General features: G+C 61.8%; 19 protein-coding genes. 8 read left to right on the top strand and 11 right to left on the bottom strand.

Annotated features, from left to right (window positions below; translation table 11 throughout):
• Nucleotides 1–3: 3 nt before the first annotated feature.
• Genes CAF90_RS04150 through gnd form a run of 3 tightly spaced genes read right to left on the bottom strand, consistent with a single transcriptional unit; the run spans nt 4 to nt 3310 of the window.
• Nucleotides 4–813, bottom strand: coding sequence for a Cof-type HAD-IIB family hydrolase (locus tag CAF90_RS04150; protein ID WP_085603938.1), 810 nt, complete (start codon nt 811–813; stop codon nt 4–6).
• Nucleotides 810–2333, bottom strand: coding sequence for a glucose-6-phosphate dehydrogenase (gene zwf / locus CAF90_RS04155; protein ID WP_085603941.1), 1524 nt, complete (start codon nt 2331–2333; stop codon nt 810–812). Before zwf ends, CAF90_RS04150 begins: the two co-directional genes overlap by 4 nt.
• Complete coding sequence (gene gnd / locus CAF90_RS04160) at nt 2330–3310, bottom strand: phosphogluconate dehydrogenase (NAD(+)-dependent, decarboxylating) (RefSeq protein WP_007957507.1); 981 nt, start codon at nt 3308–3310, stop codon at nt 2330–2332. Before gnd ends, zwf begins: the two co-directional genes overlap by 4 nt.
• 272 nt (nt 3311–3582) lie before the next feature.
• On the opposite strand from gnd, the gene CAF90_RS04165 reads away from it, so the two are divergent.
• The 4 genes from CAF90_RS04165 (at nt 3583) to CAF90_RS04180 (ending at nt 8512) form a co-directional block, all read left to right on the top strand.
• On the top strand, nt 3583–3765 hold the full coding sequence (locus CAF90_RS04165) for a DUF6026 family protein (RefSeq protein WP_007957508.1): 183 nt from the start codon (nt 3583–3585) through the stop codon (nt 3763–3765).
• Between the two features lie 212 nt (nt 3766–3977).
• Nucleotides 3978–5729 (top strand): phosphoethanolamine transferase CptA, encoded by a 1752-nt coding sequence (locus CAF90_RS04170; RefSeq protein ID WP_085603943.1) that lies wholly within the window; start codon nt 3978–3980, stop codon nt 5727–5729.
• A gap of 144 nt (nt 5730–5873) precedes the next feature.
• A complete protein-coding gene (locus tag CAF90_RS04175) occupies nt 5874–8120 on the top strand; it encodes a TonB-dependent siderophore receptor (RefSeq protein ID WP_085603946.1) in 2247 nt (748 codons plus the stop codon).
• A gap of 185 nt (nt 8121–8305) precedes the next feature.
• Nucleotides 8306–8512 (top strand): hypothetical protein, encoded by a 207-nt coding sequence (locus CAF90_RS04180; RefSeq protein ID WP_085603949.1) that lies wholly within the window; start codon nt 8306–8308, stop codon nt 8510–8512.
• A gap of 83 nt (nt 8513–8595) precedes the next feature.
• Here CAF90_RS04180 and CAF90_RS04185 read toward each other — a convergent pair whose 3' ends face one another.
• From CAF90_RS04185 to CAF90_RS04215, 7 genes are all read right to left on the bottom strand, one after another.
• The gene (locus tag CAF90_RS04185; protein ID WP_085603952.1) at nt 8596–9093 is read right to left on the bottom strand and encodes a GNAT family N-acetyltransferase; all 498 of its coding nucleotides are present in this window, start codon (nt 9091–9093) and stop codon (nt 8596–8598) included.
• Between the two features lie 98 nt (nt 9094–9191).
• Entirely contained in the window at nt 9192–9773 is a 582-nt protein-coding gene (locus tag CAF90_RS04190) for a DinB family protein (protein ID WP_085603956.1), read from the bottom strand.
• Between the two features lie 17 nt (nt 9774–9790).
• Complete coding sequence (gene zapE / locus CAF90_RS04195; RefSeq protein ID WP_085603959.1) at nt 9791–10909, bottom strand: cell division protein ZapE; 1119 nt, start codon at nt 10907–10909, stop codon at nt 9791–9793.
• Nucleotides 10910–10931: 22 nt separating this feature from the next.
• Nucleotides 10932–11273, bottom strand: a complete 342-nt coding sequence (locus CAF90_RS04200; RefSeq protein ID WP_007957516.1) for a nuclear transport factor 2 family protein — start codon at nt 11271–11273, stop codon at nt 10932–10934.
• Between the two features lie 51 nt (nt 11274–11324).
• On the bottom strand, nt 11325–12041 hold the full coding sequence (locus CAF90_RS04205; RefSeq protein WP_085603962.1) for a YafY family protein: 717 nt from the start codon (nt 12039–12041) through the stop codon (nt 11325–11327).
• Between the two features lie 88 nt (nt 12042–12129).
• Complete coding sequence (gene speB / locus CAF90_RS04210; RefSeq protein WP_085603965.1) at nt 12130–13089, bottom strand: agmatinase; 960 nt, start codon at nt 13087–13089, stop codon at nt 12130–12132.
• A gap of 26 nt (nt 13090–13115) precedes the next feature.
• A complete protein-coding gene (locus CAF90_RS04215) occupies nt 13116–14207 on the bottom strand; it encodes a polyamine ABC transporter substrate-binding protein (protein ID WP_007957519.1) in 1092 nt (363 codons plus the stop codon).
• 99 nt (nt 14208–14306) lie between these two features.
• Here CAF90_RS04215 and CAF90_RS04220 point away from each other — a divergent pair, with 99 nt between their 5' ends.
• The 4 genes from CAF90_RS04220 (at nt 14307) to CAF90_RS04235 (ending at nt 17924) form a co-directional block, all read left to right on the top strand.
• Nucleotides 14307–15206 carry a LysR family transcriptional regulator gene (locus CAF90_RS04220; protein WP_085603968.1) on the top strand — a complete coding sequence of 300 codons (900 nt, stop codon included), beginning with the start codon at nt 14307–14309 and terminating at the stop codon, nt 15204–15206.
• A gap of 99 nt (nt 15207–15305) precedes the next feature.
• Nucleotides 15306–16772, top strand: coding sequence for a nucleobase:cation symporter-2 family protein (locus CAF90_RS04225; protein ID WP_011333989.1), 1467 nt, complete (start codon nt 15306–15308; stop codon nt 16770–16772).
• A 70-nt stretch (nt 16773–16842) separates the two neighbouring features.
• Complete coding sequence (locus CAF90_RS04230; RefSeq protein ID WP_085603971.1) at nt 16843–17316, top strand: LEA type 2 family protein; 474 nt, start codon at nt 16843–16845, stop codon at nt 17314–17316.
• Nucleotides 17317–17366: 50 nt separating this feature from the next.
• The gene (locus CAF90_RS04235) at nt 17367–17924 is read left to right on the top strand and encodes a GNAT family N-acetyltransferase (RefSeq protein WP_085603974.1); all 558 of its coding nucleotides are present in this window, start codon (nt 17367–17369) and stop codon (nt 17922–17924) included.
• Here CAF90_RS04235 and CAF90_RS04240 read toward each other — a convergent pair.
• Entirely contained in the window at nt 17914–18837 is a 924-nt protein-coding gene (locus CAF90_RS04240; RefSeq protein WP_085603977.1) for a carbon-nitrogen hydrolase family protein, read from the bottom strand. The two genes, CAF90_RS04235 and CAF90_RS04240, sit on opposite strands and share 11 nt — an antisense overlap.
• Nucleotides 18838–18921: the final 84 nt, after the last annotated feature.

An 18921-nucleotide genomic window follows, 5' to 3' on the forward strand; every position in this document is an offset into this window, starting at 1 on the left:
CGATCAGCGCAGCAAGAGGTACTTTTCGATGGCCTGCGCCACACCATCCTCGGTGTTCGGCCCCGTCACCACGTCGGCCTGACGCTTCACCGCGTCCTCGGCCTGCCCCATGGCAATCGACAACCCGGCAACATGGAACATCGCCGGATCATTGCCGCCATCGCCAATTGCGGCGGTCTGCGCCAGCGGTACGCCCAAGTGCTCCGCCAGGGTTGCCAGTGCGGCACCCTTGTTGGCGTCCATCGCAGTCACATCCAGAAAAACCGGTTGCGAGCGCGACACCTGCGCCAACCCTTCGACCTTCGGCAGCAATTGCGCCTCCAGTTCGATCAGCAATTGAGTGTTGTTGCTGGTCGCCACGATCTTGTCGATACGCTCGAGATACGGTTCGAAGCTCTCCACCACCACCGGCGGATAACCGAGCCCGTGCTGCTCGCGAGGCACCATCGGCCCGTGCGGATCCTTGAGCAGCCAGTCGCCACCGCTGAACACCCAGATTTCGACGTCCGGCTGATCGGCGAACAGCGCCAGTGCAGTCAACGCCGCCGTTACGGGCAGGTAATGCGCAACCAGAATGCTGCCATCCGGGTTGACGATCGTGCCGCCATTGAACGCCGCCGTCGGCAGATCGACACCCAGCGCTTCGATCTGCTGCAACATGGCTTTGGGCGGACGCCCGGTGGCCAGGCTGAACAGAACGCCCGCCTCGCGCAACGCACGAACGGCATCGATGGTGCGCTGGCTCAGGCTGTGATCGGGCAGCAACAGCGTGCCGTCCATGTCACTCAACAGAAAACGGATCGGCTCGCTCATCCGAGACCATGCCAGACGCGACCATCGCGAGTCAGCAGGTCATCGGCAGCTTTCGGCCCGTCTTCGCCCGCGGCGTAACCCTGCACGCTCGCGTCCTGTTGCCAGGCGTCGAGGAACGGCTGCACCGCACGCCAGCCGTTCTCGATGTTGTCGGCGCGCTGGAACAGCGTCTGGTCACCGGTCAGGCAGTCGTAGATCAGGGTTTCGTAGCCGGTGGACGGCTGCATTTCGAAGAAGTCCTTGTAGGCGAACCCCAGCTCGATGTTGGCCATGTTCAGCGCCGGCCCCGGCCGTTTGGCCAGCAGGTCGAACCACATGCCTTCGTTGGGCTGGATCTGGATACGCAGGTAAGTCGGCTGCAATTCGTCGACCTCGGTATCGCGGAACTGCGCATACGGGGCCGGTTTGAAGCAGATGACGATCTCGGTGTCGCGCACGCTCATGCGTTTGCCGGTCCGCAGGTAGAACGGCACGCCGACCCAGCGCCAGTTGTCGATCATCACTTTGAGCGCCACGTAGGTTTCCGTGGTGCTTTCGGGCGAAACGTTGTTCTCGTCACGATAACCGGACACCGGTTTGCCGGCGACTTCACCGGCGCTGTATTGACCGCGCACCGAGTTTTCCCGTGCTTCTTCGGTAGTCCACGGGCGGATCGCGCCGACTACCTTGGCCTTCTCGCCCCGCACTGCATCGGCGCCGAACGCGGCCGGCGGCTCCATCGCGACCATGGCCAGCAACTGGAACAGATGATTGGGCACCATGTCCCGCAGGGCGCCGGTGTGTTCGTAGAAACTGCCACGGGTTTCGACGCCGACGGTTTCGGCGGCGGTGATCTGCACGTGGTCGATGTAGTGGTTGTTCCAGAACGCTTCGAACAGGCTGTTGGAGAACCGGCTGACCAGAATGTTCTGCACGGTTTCCTTGCCCAGATAGTGATCGATCCGGTAGATCTGCTTTTCCGACATGACCTTGAGCAGGCAGGCGTTCAACGCCTCGGCGGTCTGCAGGTCGGAGCCGAACGGCTTTTCGATCACCACCCTTCTGAAGGCTTCCGGGGTTTCTTCGAGCAACCCGGCGCTGCCGAGACGGCGCACCACTTCGCTGAAGAAACGTGGCGCGGTGGCCAGGTAGAACACCGCATTGCCAGTGCCGCTGTCGGCGATCTTCGCCGCCAGGGCTGAATAAGTGCTGTCGTCCAGGAAGTCGCCCTGGACGTAGCTGATGCCTTTGGCGAGCTTGGCCCACAAGGCCGGATCAAGCATCTGATCGCCCTTGCCGACTTTCGCTGCCACTTCGGTGCGGATGAAATCTTCGAGCTTTTGCGCGAAGGCTTCATCGGTGATGGCGTTGTGGTCAACGCCGACGATCCGCAGGCCATCATCCAGCAGGCCGTCGCGACTCAGGTTGTACAGCGCCGGCATGAGCAGGCGCTTGACCAGATCACCGTGGGCGCCGAACAGAAACAGCGTGGTCGGTGGCGCCGGTTCTGCCTTGGATTTCCTGCGGATCGTATGGGTCATTTCTTCGGTGTCTCCACATGGCCGCCGAAGCCGAAGCGCTGGGCCGAAAGAATCTTGTCGCCGAAAGTGCCCTGGCCGCGCGAGCGGTAGCGCGAGAACAGCGAGTTGGACAGCACCGGTACCGGCACTGCTTGTTCCATGGCCGCTTCGATGGTCCATTGACCTTCGCCGCTGTCCGCCACGGAGCCCGAGAAACCGTCGAGTTTCGGATCGCTGGCCAGCGCGTCGGCGGTCAGGTCCAGCAGCCAGGACGACACCACGCTGCCACGACGCCAGACTTCGGCGATGTCGGCCACGTTCAGGTCGAAACGCTGATCTTCCGGCAGGCGCTCGCTGGACTTGGTCTTGAGGATGTCGAAGCCTTCGGCGAAGGCCGCCATCATCCCGTACTCGATCCCGTTGTGGATCATCTTGACGAAGTGACCGGCACCGGCGGGACCCGCGTGGATGTAGCCGTGCTCGGCACGGTGGTCATCAGACTTGCGGTCCTTGGTGCGCGGGATGTCGCCCATGCCCGGCGCCAGCGCGGCGAACAGCGGGTCGAGACGCTTAACGGTCTCGGCATCGCCGCCGATCATCATGCAGTAGCCACGTTCCAGGCCCCAGACGCCGCCGGAGGTGCCGACGTCGATGTAGTGCAGGCCTTTCTCGGCCAGAGTCTTGGCCCGGCGGATGTCGTCCTTGTAGTTGGTGTTGCCGCCATCGATGATGGTGTCGCCCGCTTCGAGCAGATTGCTCAGGGTTTCGATGGTGTCTTCAGTCGGTGCGCCGGCCGGCAGCATGACCCACACCGCACGCGGCTTGGCCAGGCCTGCGACCAGTGCAGGCAGGTCGGCGACGCCGGTAGAGCCCTCGGCGGCCAGGGTGTCGACAAAGGCGGTATTGCGGTCGTAAACAACGGTGGTGTGACCGTTGAGCATCAGACGTCGCGCAATATTGCCGCCCATGCGGCCCAGTCCAATAATCCCGAGTTGCATGTGCTGATGCTCCTTACTACAAATAAAAGTGTGTCAAAGGTATAGCCCAACGCGACTAATGGAGGTTAGTCCAGAGCGTCAGGTTGAAGTTTCCGTGCATTGTGCCCGATCCAGACTGATAACGTCTGGAAACGTGCCGAAGACACAACGACCATGAAAAATAAAAAAGTTCCATTCACGAGCAAAAGAAATCAAAATCGGCGCCGATAGCAGGTCAAGGTCCGAAACCGGGACTGATCTGCAGTTGAGACACGCCATTTGCGAGGTGAGCAATGGGCACAGTACACACAGCAATGCCGCCACAAACCCTGTACGTCACCATCCGTCGCGATGAATTGCGACAGTTGAAAGATGAACGCGATCAGCTCAAGCAGGAACTCGCGCAATTGCGCCTGCTGACCCAGGGCGCCGAGCCACAGCCTCTGCCGCGCGTACAGCGATCGCCTCACGCCTGATCTCCCCGCCCGCTTCGGGAGCGGCCATTGCCGTTCCCGACATGCTGCACCTCCAGCCGATTCCGGCAACTAACAAAGTTTTCACATTCGCTTGTTGATACTCCGGCGCATTCTGGCCGTGCGTGTCTGCGCATGGCCTCCGTTCGTCGGGTTCATGCGCCGGTTGCATGAAGCGCCCGGCGGTGGATGTGACGACTGAGCTGGAGTGCTGAATGGCGGTGTTCAAACGCAGCAATACGACTGCGACAGGTTTCGACTGGGCCGGTTTTCTCTGGCTGTTCGTGTTTTTCTGGTACTTCTCCGGTATCACCCAACTGCTGATCCAGTTGACAGGCACCTCCGGGTTCACCGGCTTTCGCCAGGCCTTCGTGATGAGCGCCGTGTGGCTCGCGCCGATGCTGCTGTTCCCCAAACGCACCCGTCTGCTCGCCGCGCTGATCGGCGTGGTGCTGTGGGCCTGCTCGATGGCCAGCCTGGGTTACTTCTTCATCTACCAGCAGGAATTCTCCCAGAGCGTGATCTTCATCATGTTCGAGTCGAACGTGTCCGAAGCCGGCGAGTACATGACCCAGTACTTCGCCTGGTGGATGGTCCCGGCGTTCCTCGCGCACACCGCGTTCGCGTATTTCCTGTGGACCCGTCTGCGTCCGGTGTACCTGCCCCGTGGCCGTGCACTCGTTGCCGCCATGGCGATTCTGGTGGCCGTGATCGGTTATCCGCTGGTCAAGCAGACGATGCGCACCGGCAGCTTCGCCCAGGGCTTTGAGAAATTCGAAACCCGCATCGAGCCGGCCGTGCCGTGGCAGATGGCCGTGGCTTATCACCGTTATCAGGAAACCCTGGCCGACATGCAGGGCATGCTGCACAGCGCGAGCAAGATCCCGCCGCTGAAAAACCTCAAGGACTCGGGCGCCAACCAGCCGGCGACCCTGGTGCTGGTGATCGGCGAATCCACCAACCGCCAGCGCATGAGCCTCTACGGTTACCCGCGTAAAACCACGCCGGAACTGGACAAGCTCAAGGATCAGTTGTCGGTCTTCGACAACGTCATCACCCCGCGCCCTTACACCATTGAAGCGCTGCAACAGGTGCTGACCTTCGCCGACGAAGAAAACCCGGACCTGTACCTGTCCACGCCGTCGCTGGTCAGCATGATGAAACAGGCCGGCTACAAGACGTTCTGGATCACCAACCAGCAGACCATGACCAAGCGCAACACCATGCTCACGACGTTCTCCGAACAGGCCGACGAGCAGGTGTACCTGAACAACAACCGCAACCAGAACGCCGCGCAATACGACGGCGACGTGATCGAACCGTTCAACAAGGCCCTGGCCGACGCGGCTCCGCGCAAGTTGATCGTTGTGCATCTGCTCGGTACGCACATGAGCTACCAGTACCGTTATCCGCCGAGCTTCGACAAGTTCCAGGATCGCAACGGCGTTCCGGCCGGCGTGCGTGACGATCAGGTGCCGACCTACAACAGCTACGACAACGCGGTGCTGTACAACGATTTCGTGGTCTCGAGCCTGATCAAGGACTACGCCAAATCCGATCCGAACGGCTTTTTGCTGTACCTCTCCGACCACGGTGAAGACGTGTTCGACTCGGTGGGTCACAGCACGCTGGGCCGCAACGAGAACAAGCCGACCGCGCCGATGTACACCATTCCGTTCATGGCCTGGGCGTCACCGAAGTGGCGTGAAAACCACGACTGGAGCTTCGCCGGGGATCTGAGCCGCCCTTACAGCAGCTCGCACCTGATCCACACGTGGGCGGACCTGGCCGGTTTGAGTTTCGATGAACTGGATCGCAGCAAGAGCCTGGTCAGCGACAGCTTCAAGCCCCGTCCGCTGTTGATCGGCAACCCTTACGAGCGCGAACAGCGGGCCCTGATCGACTTCAGCCTGATGAAGCCGAAAAAACCCGCTGCCACAACCACGGAAGTGGTGCTGCAGGAATAAAAAAAAGGGCCGGAAACGGCCCTTTTTTCATATCGGCGAAACATCTTCAAATAACAATATTTCTCGTTTGACACTAAATCGCACTGCCCGCCTTCGTCTTTGAGCAAACGGAATTTTTCCCTCGAAGACAAGGAGTCGGCTGCGATGTTCGCGCCCATCACCCGTTCCATGACCCTCACCCTGGGCCTGTGCAGTGTTGCACTGAGCCCGGATCTGCTGGCTGAAACCGCCGCCGAAAAGCCGCCTGAGCCCGCCTCTACGGCACTCGAACTGGCCTCGACCAGCGTCACTGCCCAAGGCTTGGGCAGCAACACCGAAAACACCGATTCCTACACCACGGGCGCGATGAGCACCGCGACAAAGCTGAACCTGTCGATCAAGGAAACCCCGCAGTCAGTGTCCGTGGTCACTCGCCAGCAGATGGATGATTTCAAACTCGGTACATTGTCCGAGGCCATGAGCCAGACCACCGGCATCGTGGTGCAACACAACGATTCGGATCGGGTCAGCTATTCGTCCCGCGGCTACTCGATCAACAATTTCCAGATCGACGGGATGCTCAACACCTTCCAGTACATGAAGTCCGATTCGGACACCATCATCTACGACCGCATCGAAGTCGTGCGCGGCGCCACCGGCCTGACCACCGGCGCAGGCGATCCGTCGGCAACCATCAACATGGTGCGCAAACGCCCGACCGCCCAATGGCAGGCTCAGGCCGGTGCGAGCGGCGGCAGCTATGACGATTACTACAGTTACGTCGATGTCGGCGGCCCACTGGCGTTCGACGGGCGCCTGCGCGGTCGCAGCGTGCTGGCCTATCGCGACCAGGGATCGTTTCGCGACAAGTACGCCCTGCAACGGGAAGTCGGCTACGGCATCCTCGAAGCCGACCTGACCGACTCCACCGTGCTGGCCGTCGGTTACGACTATCAGGACAAACAGGTACAAGGCTCTTCGTGGGGCACCTTGCCGTACTGGAATGCCGACGGCAGCAAGGCCAGCCTCGGACGCTCGACGAACATGGCAACCTCCTGGAGTTCCTGGCCGCTGCGCGACAAGACCGCGTTCGCCACCCTCGATCAAGCCCTGGCGGGCGACTGGCACCTGAAAGCCGCCTACACCCACCGCAAGAGCGATACCGACGGCAAGGTCTACTACGCCGGCGCCGGTTTCCCCGAGCCCGATCGCAGCGGCATGACCGCCTACAGCTCGCACATGATCGGCCCGCAGCGCATGAAGGCGTACGACTTCAACCTGTCCGGCCCCTACTCGCTGCTGGGTCGCGAACATCAGATGATGATCGGTTATGGCGAAGCCGAACGCAGCTCCAGCTCGCCGTACACCGTTGACGGTCCGGTGGCGCGCAACTACAGCACCATCCGCGACTGGAAATACATGGGCGACATCGCCAAATTTCCGGACACAGTGACCGGGCTCACCAGTGCCAAAGACAGCACGCAACAAAAAGCCGGCTATCTGGCGACCCGCCTGAGCCTGACGGACGACCTGCACGCCGTGCTCGGCACTCGCTACGGCAGCTGGAAGGCGTCAAAAACGGCCAACACCTTCGACGACAACCTGCAACTGGAAAGCGTCGATGCCAGCCGCCAGCAGCACAACGACATGTGGACTCCCTACGCCGGCCTGCTCTATGACCTGACGCCGGAGTACACCGTTTACGCCAGCTACACCGACATCTTCAAACCGCAGACCTACCGCGACGCCAACCGCAAGTTCATCGAGCCGATCGTTGGCAGCAACTATGAAATCGGGCTCAAGGGCAGCCTGCTGGACGAACGCCTGAATCTGGCCACCGCCATTTTCTGGAGCAAGCAGGACAACGTCGCCGAAGTGGATGACTCGGTGCCGCCGGATCCGGTGACGCTGGAGGAGTTCTACAAGTCCGGCGGGAAAGGCAACAAGGTCAACGGTTTCGAAGCCGAGATCTCGGGCGAAGTTCTCGACGGCTGGAACATGACCGCCGGTTACACCTACACCCACTCGGTCAACGGCGAGAAAAATCGCACCAACACCAACCAGCCGCTGAACCTGTTCCGTTTGTCCACGGCCTATCGCTTGCCGGGCAACTGGAACGCCCTGACCGTGGGCGGCGCGGTGAACTGGCAGAGCGACGTCTACGGCAATTCCAACCGCCCGGTCGGACGCAACGCCAATGGCCGGATCATCACCGAGCGGGCGCGAATCAGTCAGGACGCCTACACGGTGGTCAAGTTGATGTCGCGTTATGAGTTCGACAAACACCTGTCGGCGTCCCTCAACGTCGACAACCTGTTCGACAAGAAGTATTACGACAACGTCGGCTTCTACAACGGCGTGTTCTGGGGCGATCCTCGCACCGTGACGCTGAGCCTCGACTGGAAACTCTGACGCCCTTCCCTTACGACCTGCGCGCGTCATTCACGCGTGCAGCGTTCGTCCGATACGCCGTGGAAACACCCGGTAAAACCTACACTGAACGAGCGTTAACCTCTCGTTAATGTCCTCGACGGACACTGCGCCCCGAGGACCAGATTCATGGACGAACGGCTCCGACATTTTTCGTAGGAGGCACCATGAAAACCACGACTGCAATCCTTGCCGGTCTACTCACCCTGGCATCCGCCAGCGCATTCGCCGAAGGCGGCGCCGAGCGCATGAGACATTACTGGGCAAACTTCCCGGTTCATTCCGCACAGAGCCAGCAGGCTGAGGCGAAGACTAACGAACTCAAGGTTCCGGACGACCAGACCGCCCAGGTCACCGAGTCCTATCGCCCATGAGCGAACGCTTTACCGATGGACCTGCGATGGCTCCGCTCTGGCCCCGCAGATGACAGTTGGGCGCCCTTTTCGGGCGCCTTTTTTTATGCCTGCAGATCCTTGATCCAGAACAGCATGCGCCCGTGACTCGGGTCGAACATGCCCGGCGCGAAGCCGAATTTGGTGTAGGAATTTTGCGCCACGGCATTGCCTTCAAGCACTTCCAGAGTGATTTTGCAGCACCCGCGCTGGCGGGCGATGTCCTCGACCTTGCGCAGCATTTTCTGACTCAGCCCCAAACCGCGAAACTTCGTCACCACCGAGACGTCGTGCACGTTGACCAACGGCTTGCAGGCAAACGTGGAAAACCCTTCAAAGCAGTTCACCAGCCCTGCCGGCTCGCCACCGACAAACGCCAGGACGCTGAATGCGTGGGGCCGCTTGGCCAGTTCGGCGGGCAGTTGCTGCAACAGTTCGGGAGCAATGGGATGGCCGCCGCCCATCGGGTCTTGGGCGTAATGATTGAGCACCACACCGATGGCCTCGGCATGCACCGGGTTGGTGTAACTGGCTTGAAGCACAAGAATTTCTGCGGAATCCATTTCCTTCCTCGATCGCACGGGGCCCCGGCGCGTTTGATACGCACTGATAGGCTCGGCGACCTTAGCGCGAGGCAGGTCCCGGCGACAACCCGGCGTTTTCAGTGCCCCCAGATAAGTTCTTCGGTCCAGCCAAGCTCGGCGAAATCCTCGGCTCGCAGACCGGACTCGCCGGCACAGAAAAACTCGTCCAGCTGCGGCGGTTTCACCGAGGTGCCGCTGAGCATCGCGTGGACCTGGCCGCGATGATGGATCTGGTGTTCGAACAGGTGCGAGATCATCCGCAGCCGACTGTCGTGCTGCGGCGTGTCGCGGGCAATGGTGACGATGCGCCCCAGATCGGCATCGCGCAGTTGCTCGCAGTAGGCGATCAGCCGACGGTCGACATGCGCCTGTTCGCGGCGCAAGGCCTGCGCCTCGATGAAGGGTTCGTCAGCGTTGAAGAACACGTAGCAATCGGGATGCGGCTCGTCACCGCGCAACTCGCGTTCCAGCGCATCGACGTAGAACCAGTCACAGGTGAGGATGTGGTTGAGAGTCAGGCGAATGCTCGGGAAGAAACTCACCCGTGGCGCGGCCAGTTGCGCGTCATCGAGCTGGCTCCAGGCCTTGGCCAGTCGATGGTTGGCCCAGGCATTCTGATAGGCCATGGTCAGCAAATGGTGGGACAGTGGCTGAGTCATGTCGCGCCCTCCGTGTTTCAGGTCTCGGCGAAGCGTTGCAGCTGCATCTCCTGCAAGCGGCTGAGGGTCCGGCGGAACGGGAATTCCAGGTAGCCCTCGGTGTACAGCGCGTCCATCGGCACTTCGGCCTCGATGTACAACGGCACCTTGCGGTCGTAGCACTCGTCGACCAGCGCAATGAAGCGGCGCACGCCGTCATCGTGCACCGACAACTGCGGCAATTCGCGATCGCCGGCCACCACCCGTTCCGCGCCGTCCTCGGTGCCACGGGCGATCCGCCCTTCGCGTTTTTTCGCGCTGAGGTTCGGCACCTCGCTCAACAGGATAGCCCGGTAGGCGTCGCACAGCGCGATGAAGTCCATGGCGGCGAACGGTTGCTCGCACAGGTCGGCGTAACGGCACCACAGCACCGAATCGCTGGCCTGCACCACGTTCAGGGCGCGGTAACCGACCGGCACCGGTTCGGCACTGACAGTCTGCCCGGCGGCCAAGACGTCGAATACCTGGCTTAGTGCGCTAGCCTCCCCCGGAGATGCGACCCAATAGCGCTGCTCAATGGCGCCGGGATGCAATCGGTGATCTTCGGCGCCATTCACCGCGACCACTTGCATGTGCTGCTTGATCGCGGTGATCGCCGGCAAAAAGCGGTCGCGGTTGAAGCCGTCGGCATACAACTGATCCGGCGGCAGGTTAGAGGTGCAGACCACCACCACGCCTTCGTCGAACATCACCTGAAACAGCCGCCCGAGAATGATCGCGTCACCGATGTCATTGACGAACAGCTCATCGAAACACAGCACCCGCACTTCGGCCGCCAACTCACGAGCCAGCGCCCGCAATGGATCGGCGATCCCGGTCAGTTGAAAGGAACGTTGATGCACCCAGCCCATGAAGTGATGAAAGTGCTGCCGCCGCGCCGGCACCTGCAAGCTTTGATGGAACTGGTCCATCAGCCAGGTTTTGCCGCGCCCGACCGGGCCCCACAGGTAAACGCCGGTGACCGAACGGGCACCGGAATGCAGGGCTTCATGGCATTTTTGCAAGGCCCAGACCGCGTGTTCCTGGGCTTCATCCTGGATGAAGCCCTTGTGGTCGACGGCGTATTGCCAGGCGCTCAGGGGGGAGTCGAAAGTCATGCGCGGCAGTATGCCACGATGGCTACAGGGAAATATCCAGTCGAGCGATTTTGCCCTGTTCGTTGAGCCGGAACGTGTAGCGCAGCTCCAGCGGGCTGCCGGGAAACGTTCCGGAGATCAGCCCTTGCACCAGCACTTTGCCGGTGCGCTGCTGGACGCCCAGCACTTCGACCCGTGGCTGATAGCGCTGGGCAGTGTCTTGCATCCAGTTGGCGATGGCCTGCGGGCCGACCTGATGATGGCCTTCATCGAACACATGGGCATCCTCGGCAAAAAAACTGCCGACCCGGGACGTATCGCGAGCATTGGCGGCGTTGATGTACTCAACGATGGCCGGGGCGAGGATCGAGGTGGGATGGAACATGGTTACAGCTCCTTTTTTCGGGTTCTGTCGCCATCCTAGAACAGCCCTGCGTCAATTCCTGTCAGGAGTGAAACGGCCGTTTTCGTCCAGTTGCATCTGCCGCTGCCAGGTTCGCAACAGGTCACTGCGACGCCCCGGATATCGCTCGCCCTGCAGGCTGGCGGCGGCAATCCGGTCGGTGCGAAAGGTGCGATAGGCGCCGCGCAATTCACACCACGCGACGATGATCCGCACCTCGTTGAGAAAGCCCAGCGCCAGCGGCCAGATCAAGCGCTGGCTCTGTACCTGCTGCGCATCGGCGTAATCGATGTGCAGCTTGGCCTGATCGCGGATCGCGTGACGGAAAACGTTCAACGGCACCGCGTTTTGCGGAAAGCCGTAGCCCGAAGGCCCGGGCATGACGGTCGGATTGCGCAGCGCTTCCTGGGCCTGCGGGTCCAGCACCGCAGCGATTTTCGCCAAAGCATCCGCCGCAGCCTTGCTCAGCACTTCGTCGCCGCGCTGATCGACATAACGCAGGCCCAGCACGATGGCCTCGGTCTCGTCGGCGTTGAGCATCAGCGGCGGCAGAAACAGACCGCTGCGCAGTACGTAACCGATGCCCGCCTCGCCATGGATCGGCGCCCCGAGTGCGGTCAGTTCGGCGATGTCGCGATAGAGCGTGCGTTCTGAGATTTCCAACTCGGAGGCCAGCGTCGCCGCGGTCACCGGGCGTTTCTTGCCGCGCAGCACTTGCAGCAGAGTCAACAGACGAGTGGTTCGCGACACGGTGTGAGGCTCCGGGCAAAAATTTGCCGGAGCTTAGCAGAGCCTGGTGTCAGAAATTGTCAGGAGCTATCACCAGGCTCGGAGGGGATTACGCGTCGACTTTGTGCCGGGCCGCGTACAGGCAGAGCATCTCCATGGCCAGGGTTGCCGCCGCCAGCGACGTCACGTCCGCGTGGTCGTAGGCCGGCGCCACCTCCACCACGTCCATGCCGACCAGATTGATGCCGCGCAGGCCGCCAAGGATCTCCAGCGCCTGCACCGTGCTCAATCCGCCGCACACCGGCGTACCGGTGCCCGGTGCAAAGGCCGGATCCAGGCAATCGATGTCGAACGTCAGGTACACCGGGTTATCGCCGACGCGCGCGCGAATGGCCTCGACAATCGCTTCGCAGCCACGGCGATGCACCTGACGCGCATCCAGCACCTGGAAACCCTGGTGATCGTCATTGGTGGTGCGCAAACCGATCTGCACCGAACGCGACGGATCCACCAGCCCTTCCCGCGCCGCATGCCAGAACATGGTGCCGTGATCGACCCGCTTGCCACCCTCGTCCGGCCAGGTGTCGCTGTGCGCATCGAAGTGAATCAGCGACAACGTGCCGTGCTTGCGCGCATGGGCCTTGAGCAGCGGGTAGCTGATGAAGTGGTCGCCACCAAAGGTGAGCATCGCGCTGCCGGAACTGAGGATGTGCTCGGCGTGGGCCTCGATGCTTTCCGGGATCGTATGCGGCGAGCCGTAATCGAAGTCGCAATCGCCGTAATCAATCACCGCCAGATGATCGAACGGGTCGAACGCCCATGGCCAGTGCCGTTCCCAGGCAATCCCGGTGGACGCCGCTCGAATCCCGCGCGGCCCGAAACGTGCTCCGGGACGGTTGCTGGTGGCGGTGTCGAACGGCACACCGCTGACCGCCACGTCCACGCCGCGCAAATCACGGCTGTAGCGCCGGCGCATGAAACTGGTGATCCCGGCGTAGGTGCTTTCGGCGGCGGTGCCGAAAAGGCTGTCACGGGTCAGGGCCTGATCGTTTTGCATGGGCACGTCCATCGGTGTGTTCCTGTTGTTATGAAGGGCTATTGACGGCTACGGAAAGTGGTCCACAAACGTGTGCGCTGGCGCATGTCCTTGAGGCTCATGCTGTGGTCGGCGTACAGCCGCTCGCGCACTTCGGGTTTCGGGAAAATGTCCGGATCGTTGCGCACTGCTTCATCCACCAGCGGCGTGGCGGCCTGGTTGGCGGTGGCAAAGAACAACGTATTGGTCAGCGCCGCCACGGATTCGGGGCGCAACATGAACTCGATGAAGGTGCGAGCGGCCTCGGGGTGCGGCGCGTCTTTGGGGATGGCGAGGTTGTCCTGCCACACCAGCGTGCCTTCCTTGGGGATCCGGTAAGCCACCTCAAACGGCTTGTTGGCCTTGCGAGCCTGATCGGCCGCCATGCTCGCGTCACCGTTGTAGGTCAGCGCCAGGCAGACGCTGCCATTGGCCAGATCGCTGATCTGCCGGCCGGTGGCGACGTAGAGCACCGAGGGCTGCAACTTCTGCAACAAGGCTTCGGCGGCGGCCAGATCGGTCTTGTCGGTGCTGTAGGGATCTTTACCGAGATAATGCAGCGCCAGACCGATCACCTCCTGCGGCGAGTCGAGAATGGCGATCCCGCAATCCTTGAGCTTGCTGGCGTATTCAGGCTTGAACAGCAGATCGAGGCTGTTGAGCGGCACGTCCGGCAGCCGCTGTTTGACGGCCTCGACGTTCATGCCCAGGCCGAGGGTGCCCCAAGTGTACGGCACGCCGTAGCGGTTACCGGGATCGACCGCCGCCAGTTTTTCCAGCAGATCCGGATCGAGATTGGCGTAACCCTTGAGCCCTTCGTGGGGGATTTCCTTCAACGCGCCGGCGGCCAACCCACGGGCCAGCACGCTGGACGAAGGCACCACCACGTCATAACCGCTGCCGCCCGTGAGCAGCTTGGTTTCCAGCACCTCGGACGTATCGAAGGTGTCGTAGCGCACGTGGATGCCGGTTTCCTTTTCGAAGCGCTGCAAGGTTTCAGGCGCCACGTAATCGGCCCAGCTGTAGAGATTGAGGGTTTTCTCTTCGGCCTGAGCGGCGATGGAGACGGTAAGCAACAAAGCGGGCAAACACAGCTTGAAGACGGGAGCCATGACGAACACCTGACCGAAGGAAGTGGTGGCAGGATGCGCCGTCGAATACATTCGAGAAATATCAAGTTTGTTAACCTGACTTTATCCCGGAGTAATGTGATGCTCGGTCAGCTCCACGATGTCGATCTTCAGCTTCTGCGGCTGTTTCTCGGCGTGGTCGAATCCAATGGTTTCAGTGCCGCGCAGGGTGAACTGGGCCTGAGCCAGTCGAGCATCAGCCAGCAAATGGCCAAGCTTGAAACCCGTCTCGGCTATCGGGTGTGCAACCGGGGCAAGGGCGGTTTCAGCCTGACGCCCAAGGGCGAGCAACTGTTGATTGCCGCGCGGGCGCTGTTCGACTCGATCGAAACCTTCCGCCATCAATCCAACGGCGTCGCCGGACGCTTGATCGGCCAAGTACGGCTGGGACTGTCGGAAGCGGTCGATCAGTCGGTGCTGCAACGGGTGGCCGATGCGATCCGCCGGTTTCGCGAGCGCGACGAATCGGTGCGTATCGAGCTGATCAGCGCCATGCCCGGCGAGATGGAGCGTCTGCTGCTGCAACAGCGGCTGGATTTGGCCATCGGTTACTTCTCCCAGGTGCAGAGCGCGTTCGACTACCGTGAACTGTTCAGCGAAACCCAGCATCTGTATTGCGCGCCCGGCCATCCTCTGTTCACCAACGATGCTCCCGATGACGCCGCGTTGCAGGCCTGCGACCGGGTCGATCACCCCTACCGGTTTCTGCGCAGTGACGAGCCGTTTCAGGGCAAGGTCTGCTCGGCACGCTCGGAGCAGGTCGAAGGCACCCTCGCCTTCATTCTGTCGGGTAAACACCTTGGTTATCTGCCCGACCATTACGCGCGCCAATGGCAGGACAAGGGCCTGTTGCGACCGGTGCGCGAAGGCGAGTTGAGCTTTGACGTGGCGTTCCATCTGGCCCGCCACCGGGCGCAAGTACCGGGAGACGCACAAAAGGCGTTTGAGGAAGATCTGCTGTCAGCCTTTGGTCGAACCTGACCTTTTGGGCAGTTTTAATGCGTTGCCCTCGCTCCCCTCTTACGGCATCCTGCGCACCCATTTTCCGACCCGGCCCCGCATTGCGGCACGCAAACCACCATGACCGTCTCTGAAAAAGCCCCGCGCAACAACGATCTGATCTACGGCCTCAACGACCGTCCGCACTTCACCGCAACGGTGTTTGCCGCCCTGCAACACGTGTTGGCCAGCTTCGTCGGCATCATCACCCCGACCCTGATCATGGGCGGCGCCCTCGGCCTGCAAAGCGAAATTCCGTACCTGATCAGCATGGCGCTGTTCGTCTCGGGCCTCGGCACCTTCGTTCAGGCCAAGCGTTTCGGCCCGGTCGGTTCGGGGCTGCTGTGCCTGCAAGGCACCAGTTTTTCCTTTATCAGTGTGATTCTCAGCGCCGGTTTCATGGTCAAGGCCCGGGGCGGCGGCACCGATGAAATCCTCTCGACTATTTTCGGCGTGTGCTTCTTTGCGGCCTTCATCGAAGTGGTGCTGAGCCAGTTCATCGGCAAATTGCGCATGCTGATCACCCCGGTGGTGACCGGCACCATCATCACGTTGATGGGCCTGTCGCTGATCAAAGTGGCGATGACCGACATTGCCGGCGGCTTCGGCGCTGCGGATCTGGGCGCGGCCAGCCATGTGTTCCTGGCGGCGCTGGTGCTGGGCACCATCGTGGTGTTGAACCGGGTCGATGTGCCGTTCCTGCGGCTGGGCGCGATCGTCATTGGCCTGACCCTCGGCTACGTGGTGGCGTGGCTGATGGGCACCGTGGATTTCGCCAACCTGCCTGAAGTGCCGGTGGTCAGCGTGCCGGTGCCGTTCAAGTACGGTTTCAACTTCGACTGGGTGGCGTTCGTGCCGGTGGCGGTGATTTTCCTGGTGTCGCCGCTGGAAGCGGCCGGTGACCTGACCGCCAACTCGATGATTTCCCGGCAGCCGGTCAAAGGCCCGCTGTACATCCGCCGGATCAAGTCCGGGCTGCTCGCCGATGGCCTCAACTCGGCCATGGCCGCGGTGTTCAACAGCATGCCGATGGTGACTTTCGCCCAGAACAACGGGGTGATTCAGCTCACCGGCGTCGCCAGCCGCTACGTGGCGTTCTTCATTGCCGGCCTGTTGGTGCTGCTGGGGCTGTTCCCGATGATCGGCGCGGTGCTGCAACTGATGCCGAAACCGGTGCTCGGCGGCGCAGAGCTGGTGATGTTCGGCACCGTGGCGGTAGCCGGGATCAAGATCCTCGCCGAGGCCGGCCTGCATCGGCGCAACATGCTGATCGTTGCGATTTCCGTCGGCATGGGCCTGGGCATTGCCGCCGTGCCGGAAGTGCTGCGCGAACTGCCGCAGGCGCTGCGCAACATCTTCGAATCGCCGATCACCGTCGGCGCGCTGTGTGCGATCGTGCTGAACATCTTCCTGCCGGAAGAGTTCATCGAGCTGGAAGAAGATGACTTCGACCCGGAAGCCTCTATCCTTCAGGTCATGGAAAACCCCGACCTGCCGGCCAAAGCTGAACCTGCAACCAAGGCCGCTGTCGCACAGTTGAACCGTTGATCCTGTCCGCTCGATGAAAAAAGGGCTGATACCGGCGACGGTTCAGCCCTTTTTCAATGAGAGAGCATCAATGCGCCGTCTCCAAGCCGTCATCCTGTCCCTGCTTCTGCTCTCCCTCAGCGCCTGTGCGCTGTTTCCCAACCGCGACCCGGTGAACATCAACGTGGTCGGCCTCGAACCGCTGCCGAGCCAGTATCTGGAAGTGCGCTTCGCGATCAAGCTGCGGGTGCAGAACCCCAACGAAACCGCCATCGACTACAACGGCATCGCGCTGGATCTGGAGGTCAACGGTCACTCGCTGGCGTCGGGTGTGAGCGATCAGAGCGGCTCGATTCCACGGTTTTCCGAAACCATCGTCAGTGTCCCGGTGAGCATTTCCGCGTTCTCGGTGCTGCGCCAGACCCTCGGCCTGAGCCAGACCCAAACTCTCGACAACCTGCCCTATGTGCTGCGCGGCAAGCTGGCGGGCGGGCTGTTTGGCACGATGCGCTTTGTCGATACCGGCAAGCTGAGTCTGCCGAGGGCCAGTGCCGCAACCTGGTAAAGATGCGGTAGCCTGCACGGCCCACTGTCAGAACATGGAAGCCGTGGTTTATGGAAGACACGCCCACGCTGTACACCGAACGGCTGATGTTGCGCCCGCTTGAACTCGCGGATGCCGAGGCCATCCAGCAGCAATTTCCCCACTGGGAAGTGGTGCAATATCTGAACGCTTTCGTGCCCTGGCCTTATCCGGACGACGGCGCCCTCACCTACCTGCGTGACATTGCGCTGCCTGCCATTGCGGCAGACAAAGAGTGGCACTGGACGATTCGCCTCAAATCGGCGCCGGAGCAATTGATCGGCAACATCAGCCTGATGGACGAGCCGGACAACCACCGTGGGTTCTGGCTCGCCCCGGCCTGGCAGGGCCGGGGCTTGATGACCGAAGCCAGCGAAGCCGTGACCCGGTACTGGTTCGAAACCCTCGATCAACCGTTGATGCGCGTACCGAAAGCCGCACCGAACCTTGGTTCACGAAAGCTCTCGGAGCGCAGCGGCATGCGCTTGATTCGCACCGATGAGGACGACTTCGTCGGCGGCCGCTTCCCACGGGAAATCTGGGAAATCACCCGCGAAGAATGGCGGCGCCGACAAACCGTCAAACCGTGAAACGCACGCCCGGTTTGGCCCGCTCATCGACGCTCAACTCGAACACATCCGGCCGCGCATAGTGGCCGACCACGTCGTAGTCGTAGCGGGCGCGCACCAGTTCTGCGGTATCGATTTCGGCGGTGAGCAGCCCGGCCTCGCCGCGCAACGGCCCGGCCAGCACATCGCCCATCGGCCCGACGATCACGCTGCCACCGGCGATCAGCGGTCGATCCCCCGGCCAGTTGGCGATTTCTACGCCCAGTTCATTCGGCGAGGCCTGCACCTGACAGGCGCTGACCACAAAGCAGCGCCCTTCATGGGCGATGTGGCGCATGCTGACCTGCCACATTTCGCGCTCGTCCACGGTCGGTGCGCACCAGACCTCGATGCCTTTGGCGTACATTGCCGTGCGCAGCAGCGGCATCATATTTTCCCAGCAGATCACCGCGCCGAGTTTGCCGACCTGAGTGTCGAGCACCGGCAGCGTCGAACCGTCGCCCTTGCCCCAGATCAGCCGTTCGGTGCCGGTGGGCATCAGTTTGCGGTGTTTGGCCACAAGACCCGCCTGCGGGTCGAAATACAGCGCGGTGCAATGCAAGGTGCTGCCGGCCCGTTCGATCACGCCGATCACCAGATTGGCCCCGGTGCGCGCCGACAGCCCGGCCAGCGCTTCGGTTTCCGCGCCCGGCACATCGATGGCGTTGGCGAAGTAACGGGCATAGGCCTCACGGCCTTCCGGCAAGCGATAACCCAGCTGCGTGCCGAAGCCCTCGCCTTTCGGGTAACCGCCGAGCAACGCTTCGGGCATCACCACCAGCGCGGCGCCGGATTCGATGATCGCGGTTTCCCAACTCAGGATCTGATCCAGGGTCTCAGCCTTGCCACCGGGCAAGGCGCCGATCTGCAGGGCGGCAACGATTGATTTGGGCATGGCGGTCACTCCGTGAAGTTCAGGTGTTGCTCATTCTCCGGCGCCACGGGATCATGAATAAAGACCGATCCACTGCTGAATGAT

It is taken from the genome of Pseudomonas sp. B37(2017), assembly GCF_002112885.1.
Classification (GTDB): domain Bacteria; phylum Pseudomonadota; class Gammaproteobacteria; order Pseudomonadales; family Pseudomonadaceae; genus Aquipseudomonas; species Aquipseudomonas paraglycinae.

What these genes read in the sequence shown, in the direction of transcription:
- CAF90_RS04215 (WP_007957519.1), bottom strand. Translation starts at nt 14,207, where the DNA reads ATGGCTCCCGTCTTCAAGCTGTGTTTGCCCGCTTTGTTGCTTACCGTC.
- CAF90_RS04170 (WP_085603943.1), top strand. Translation starts at nt 3,978, where the DNA reads ATGGCGGTGTTCAAACGCAGCAATACGACTGCGACAGGTTTCGACTGG.
- CAF90_RS04175 (WP_085603946.1), top strand. Translation starts at nt 5,874, where the DNA reads ATGTTCGCGCCCATCACCCGTTCCATGACCCTCACCCTGGGCCTGTGC.
- CAF90_RS04220 (WP_085603968.1), top strand. Translation starts at nt 14,307, where the DNA reads ATGCTCGGTCAGCTCCACGATGTCGATCTTCAGCTTCTGCGGCTGTTT.
- CAF90_RS04230 (WP_085603971.1), top strand. Translation starts at nt 16,843, where the DNA reads ATGCGCCGTCTCCAAGCCGTCATCCTGTCCCTGCTTCTGCTCTCCCTC.
- CAF90_RS04240 (WP_085603977.1), bottom strand. Translation starts at nt 18,837, where the DNA reads ATGCCCAAATCAATCGTTGCCGCCCTGCAGATCGGCGCCTTGCCCGGT.
- CAF90_RS04235 (WP_085603974.1), top strand. Translation starts at nt 17,367, where the DNA reads ATGGAAGACACGCCCACGCTGTACACCGAACGGCTGATGTTGCGCCCG.
- CAF90_RS04190 (WP_085603956.1), bottom strand. Translation starts at nt 9,773, where the DNA reads ATGACTCAGCCACTGTCCCACCATTTGCTGACCATGGCCTATCAGAAT.
- speB (WP_085603965.1), bottom strand. Translation starts at nt 13,089, where the DNA reads ATGGACGTGCCCATGCAAAACGATCAGGCCCTGACCCGTGACAGCCTT.
- CAF90_RS04180 (WP_085603949.1), top strand. Translation starts at nt 8,306, where the DNA reads ATGAAAACCACGACTGCAATCCTTGCCGGTCTACTCACCCTGGCATCC.
- CAF90_RS04185 (WP_085603952.1), bottom strand. Translation starts at nt 9,093, where the DNA reads ATGGATTCCGCAGAAATTCTTGTGCTTCAAGCCAGTTACACCAACCCG.
- CAF90_RS04200 (WP_007957516.1), bottom strand. Translation starts at nt 11,273, where the DNA reads ATGTTCCATCCCACCTCGATCCTCGCCCCGGCCATCGTTGAGTACATC.
- CAF90_RS04150 (WP_085603938.1), bottom strand. Translation starts at nt 813, where the DNA reads ATGAGCGAGCCGATCCGTTTTCTGTTGAGTGACATGGACGGCACGCTG.
- zapE (WP_085603959.1), bottom strand. Translation starts at nt 10,909, where the DNA reads ATGACTTTCGACTCCCCCCTGAGCGCCTGGCAATACGCCGTCGACCAC.
- zwf (WP_085603941.1), bottom strand. Translation starts at nt 2,333, where the DNA reads ATGACCCATACGATCCGCAGGAAATCCAAGGCAGAACCGGCGCCACCG.
- gnd (WP_007957507.1), bottom strand. Translation starts at nt 3,310, where the DNA reads ATGCAACTCGGGATTATTGGACTGGGCCGCATGGGCGGCAATATTGCG.
- CAF90_RS04165 (WP_007957508.1), top strand. Translation starts at nt 3,583, where the DNA reads ATGGGCACAGTACACACAGCAATGCCGCCACAAACCCTGTACGTCACC.
- CAF90_RS04225 (WP_011333989.1), top strand. Translation starts at nt 15,306, where the DNA reads ATGACCGTCTCTGAAAAAGCCCCGCGCAACAACGATCTGATCTACGGC.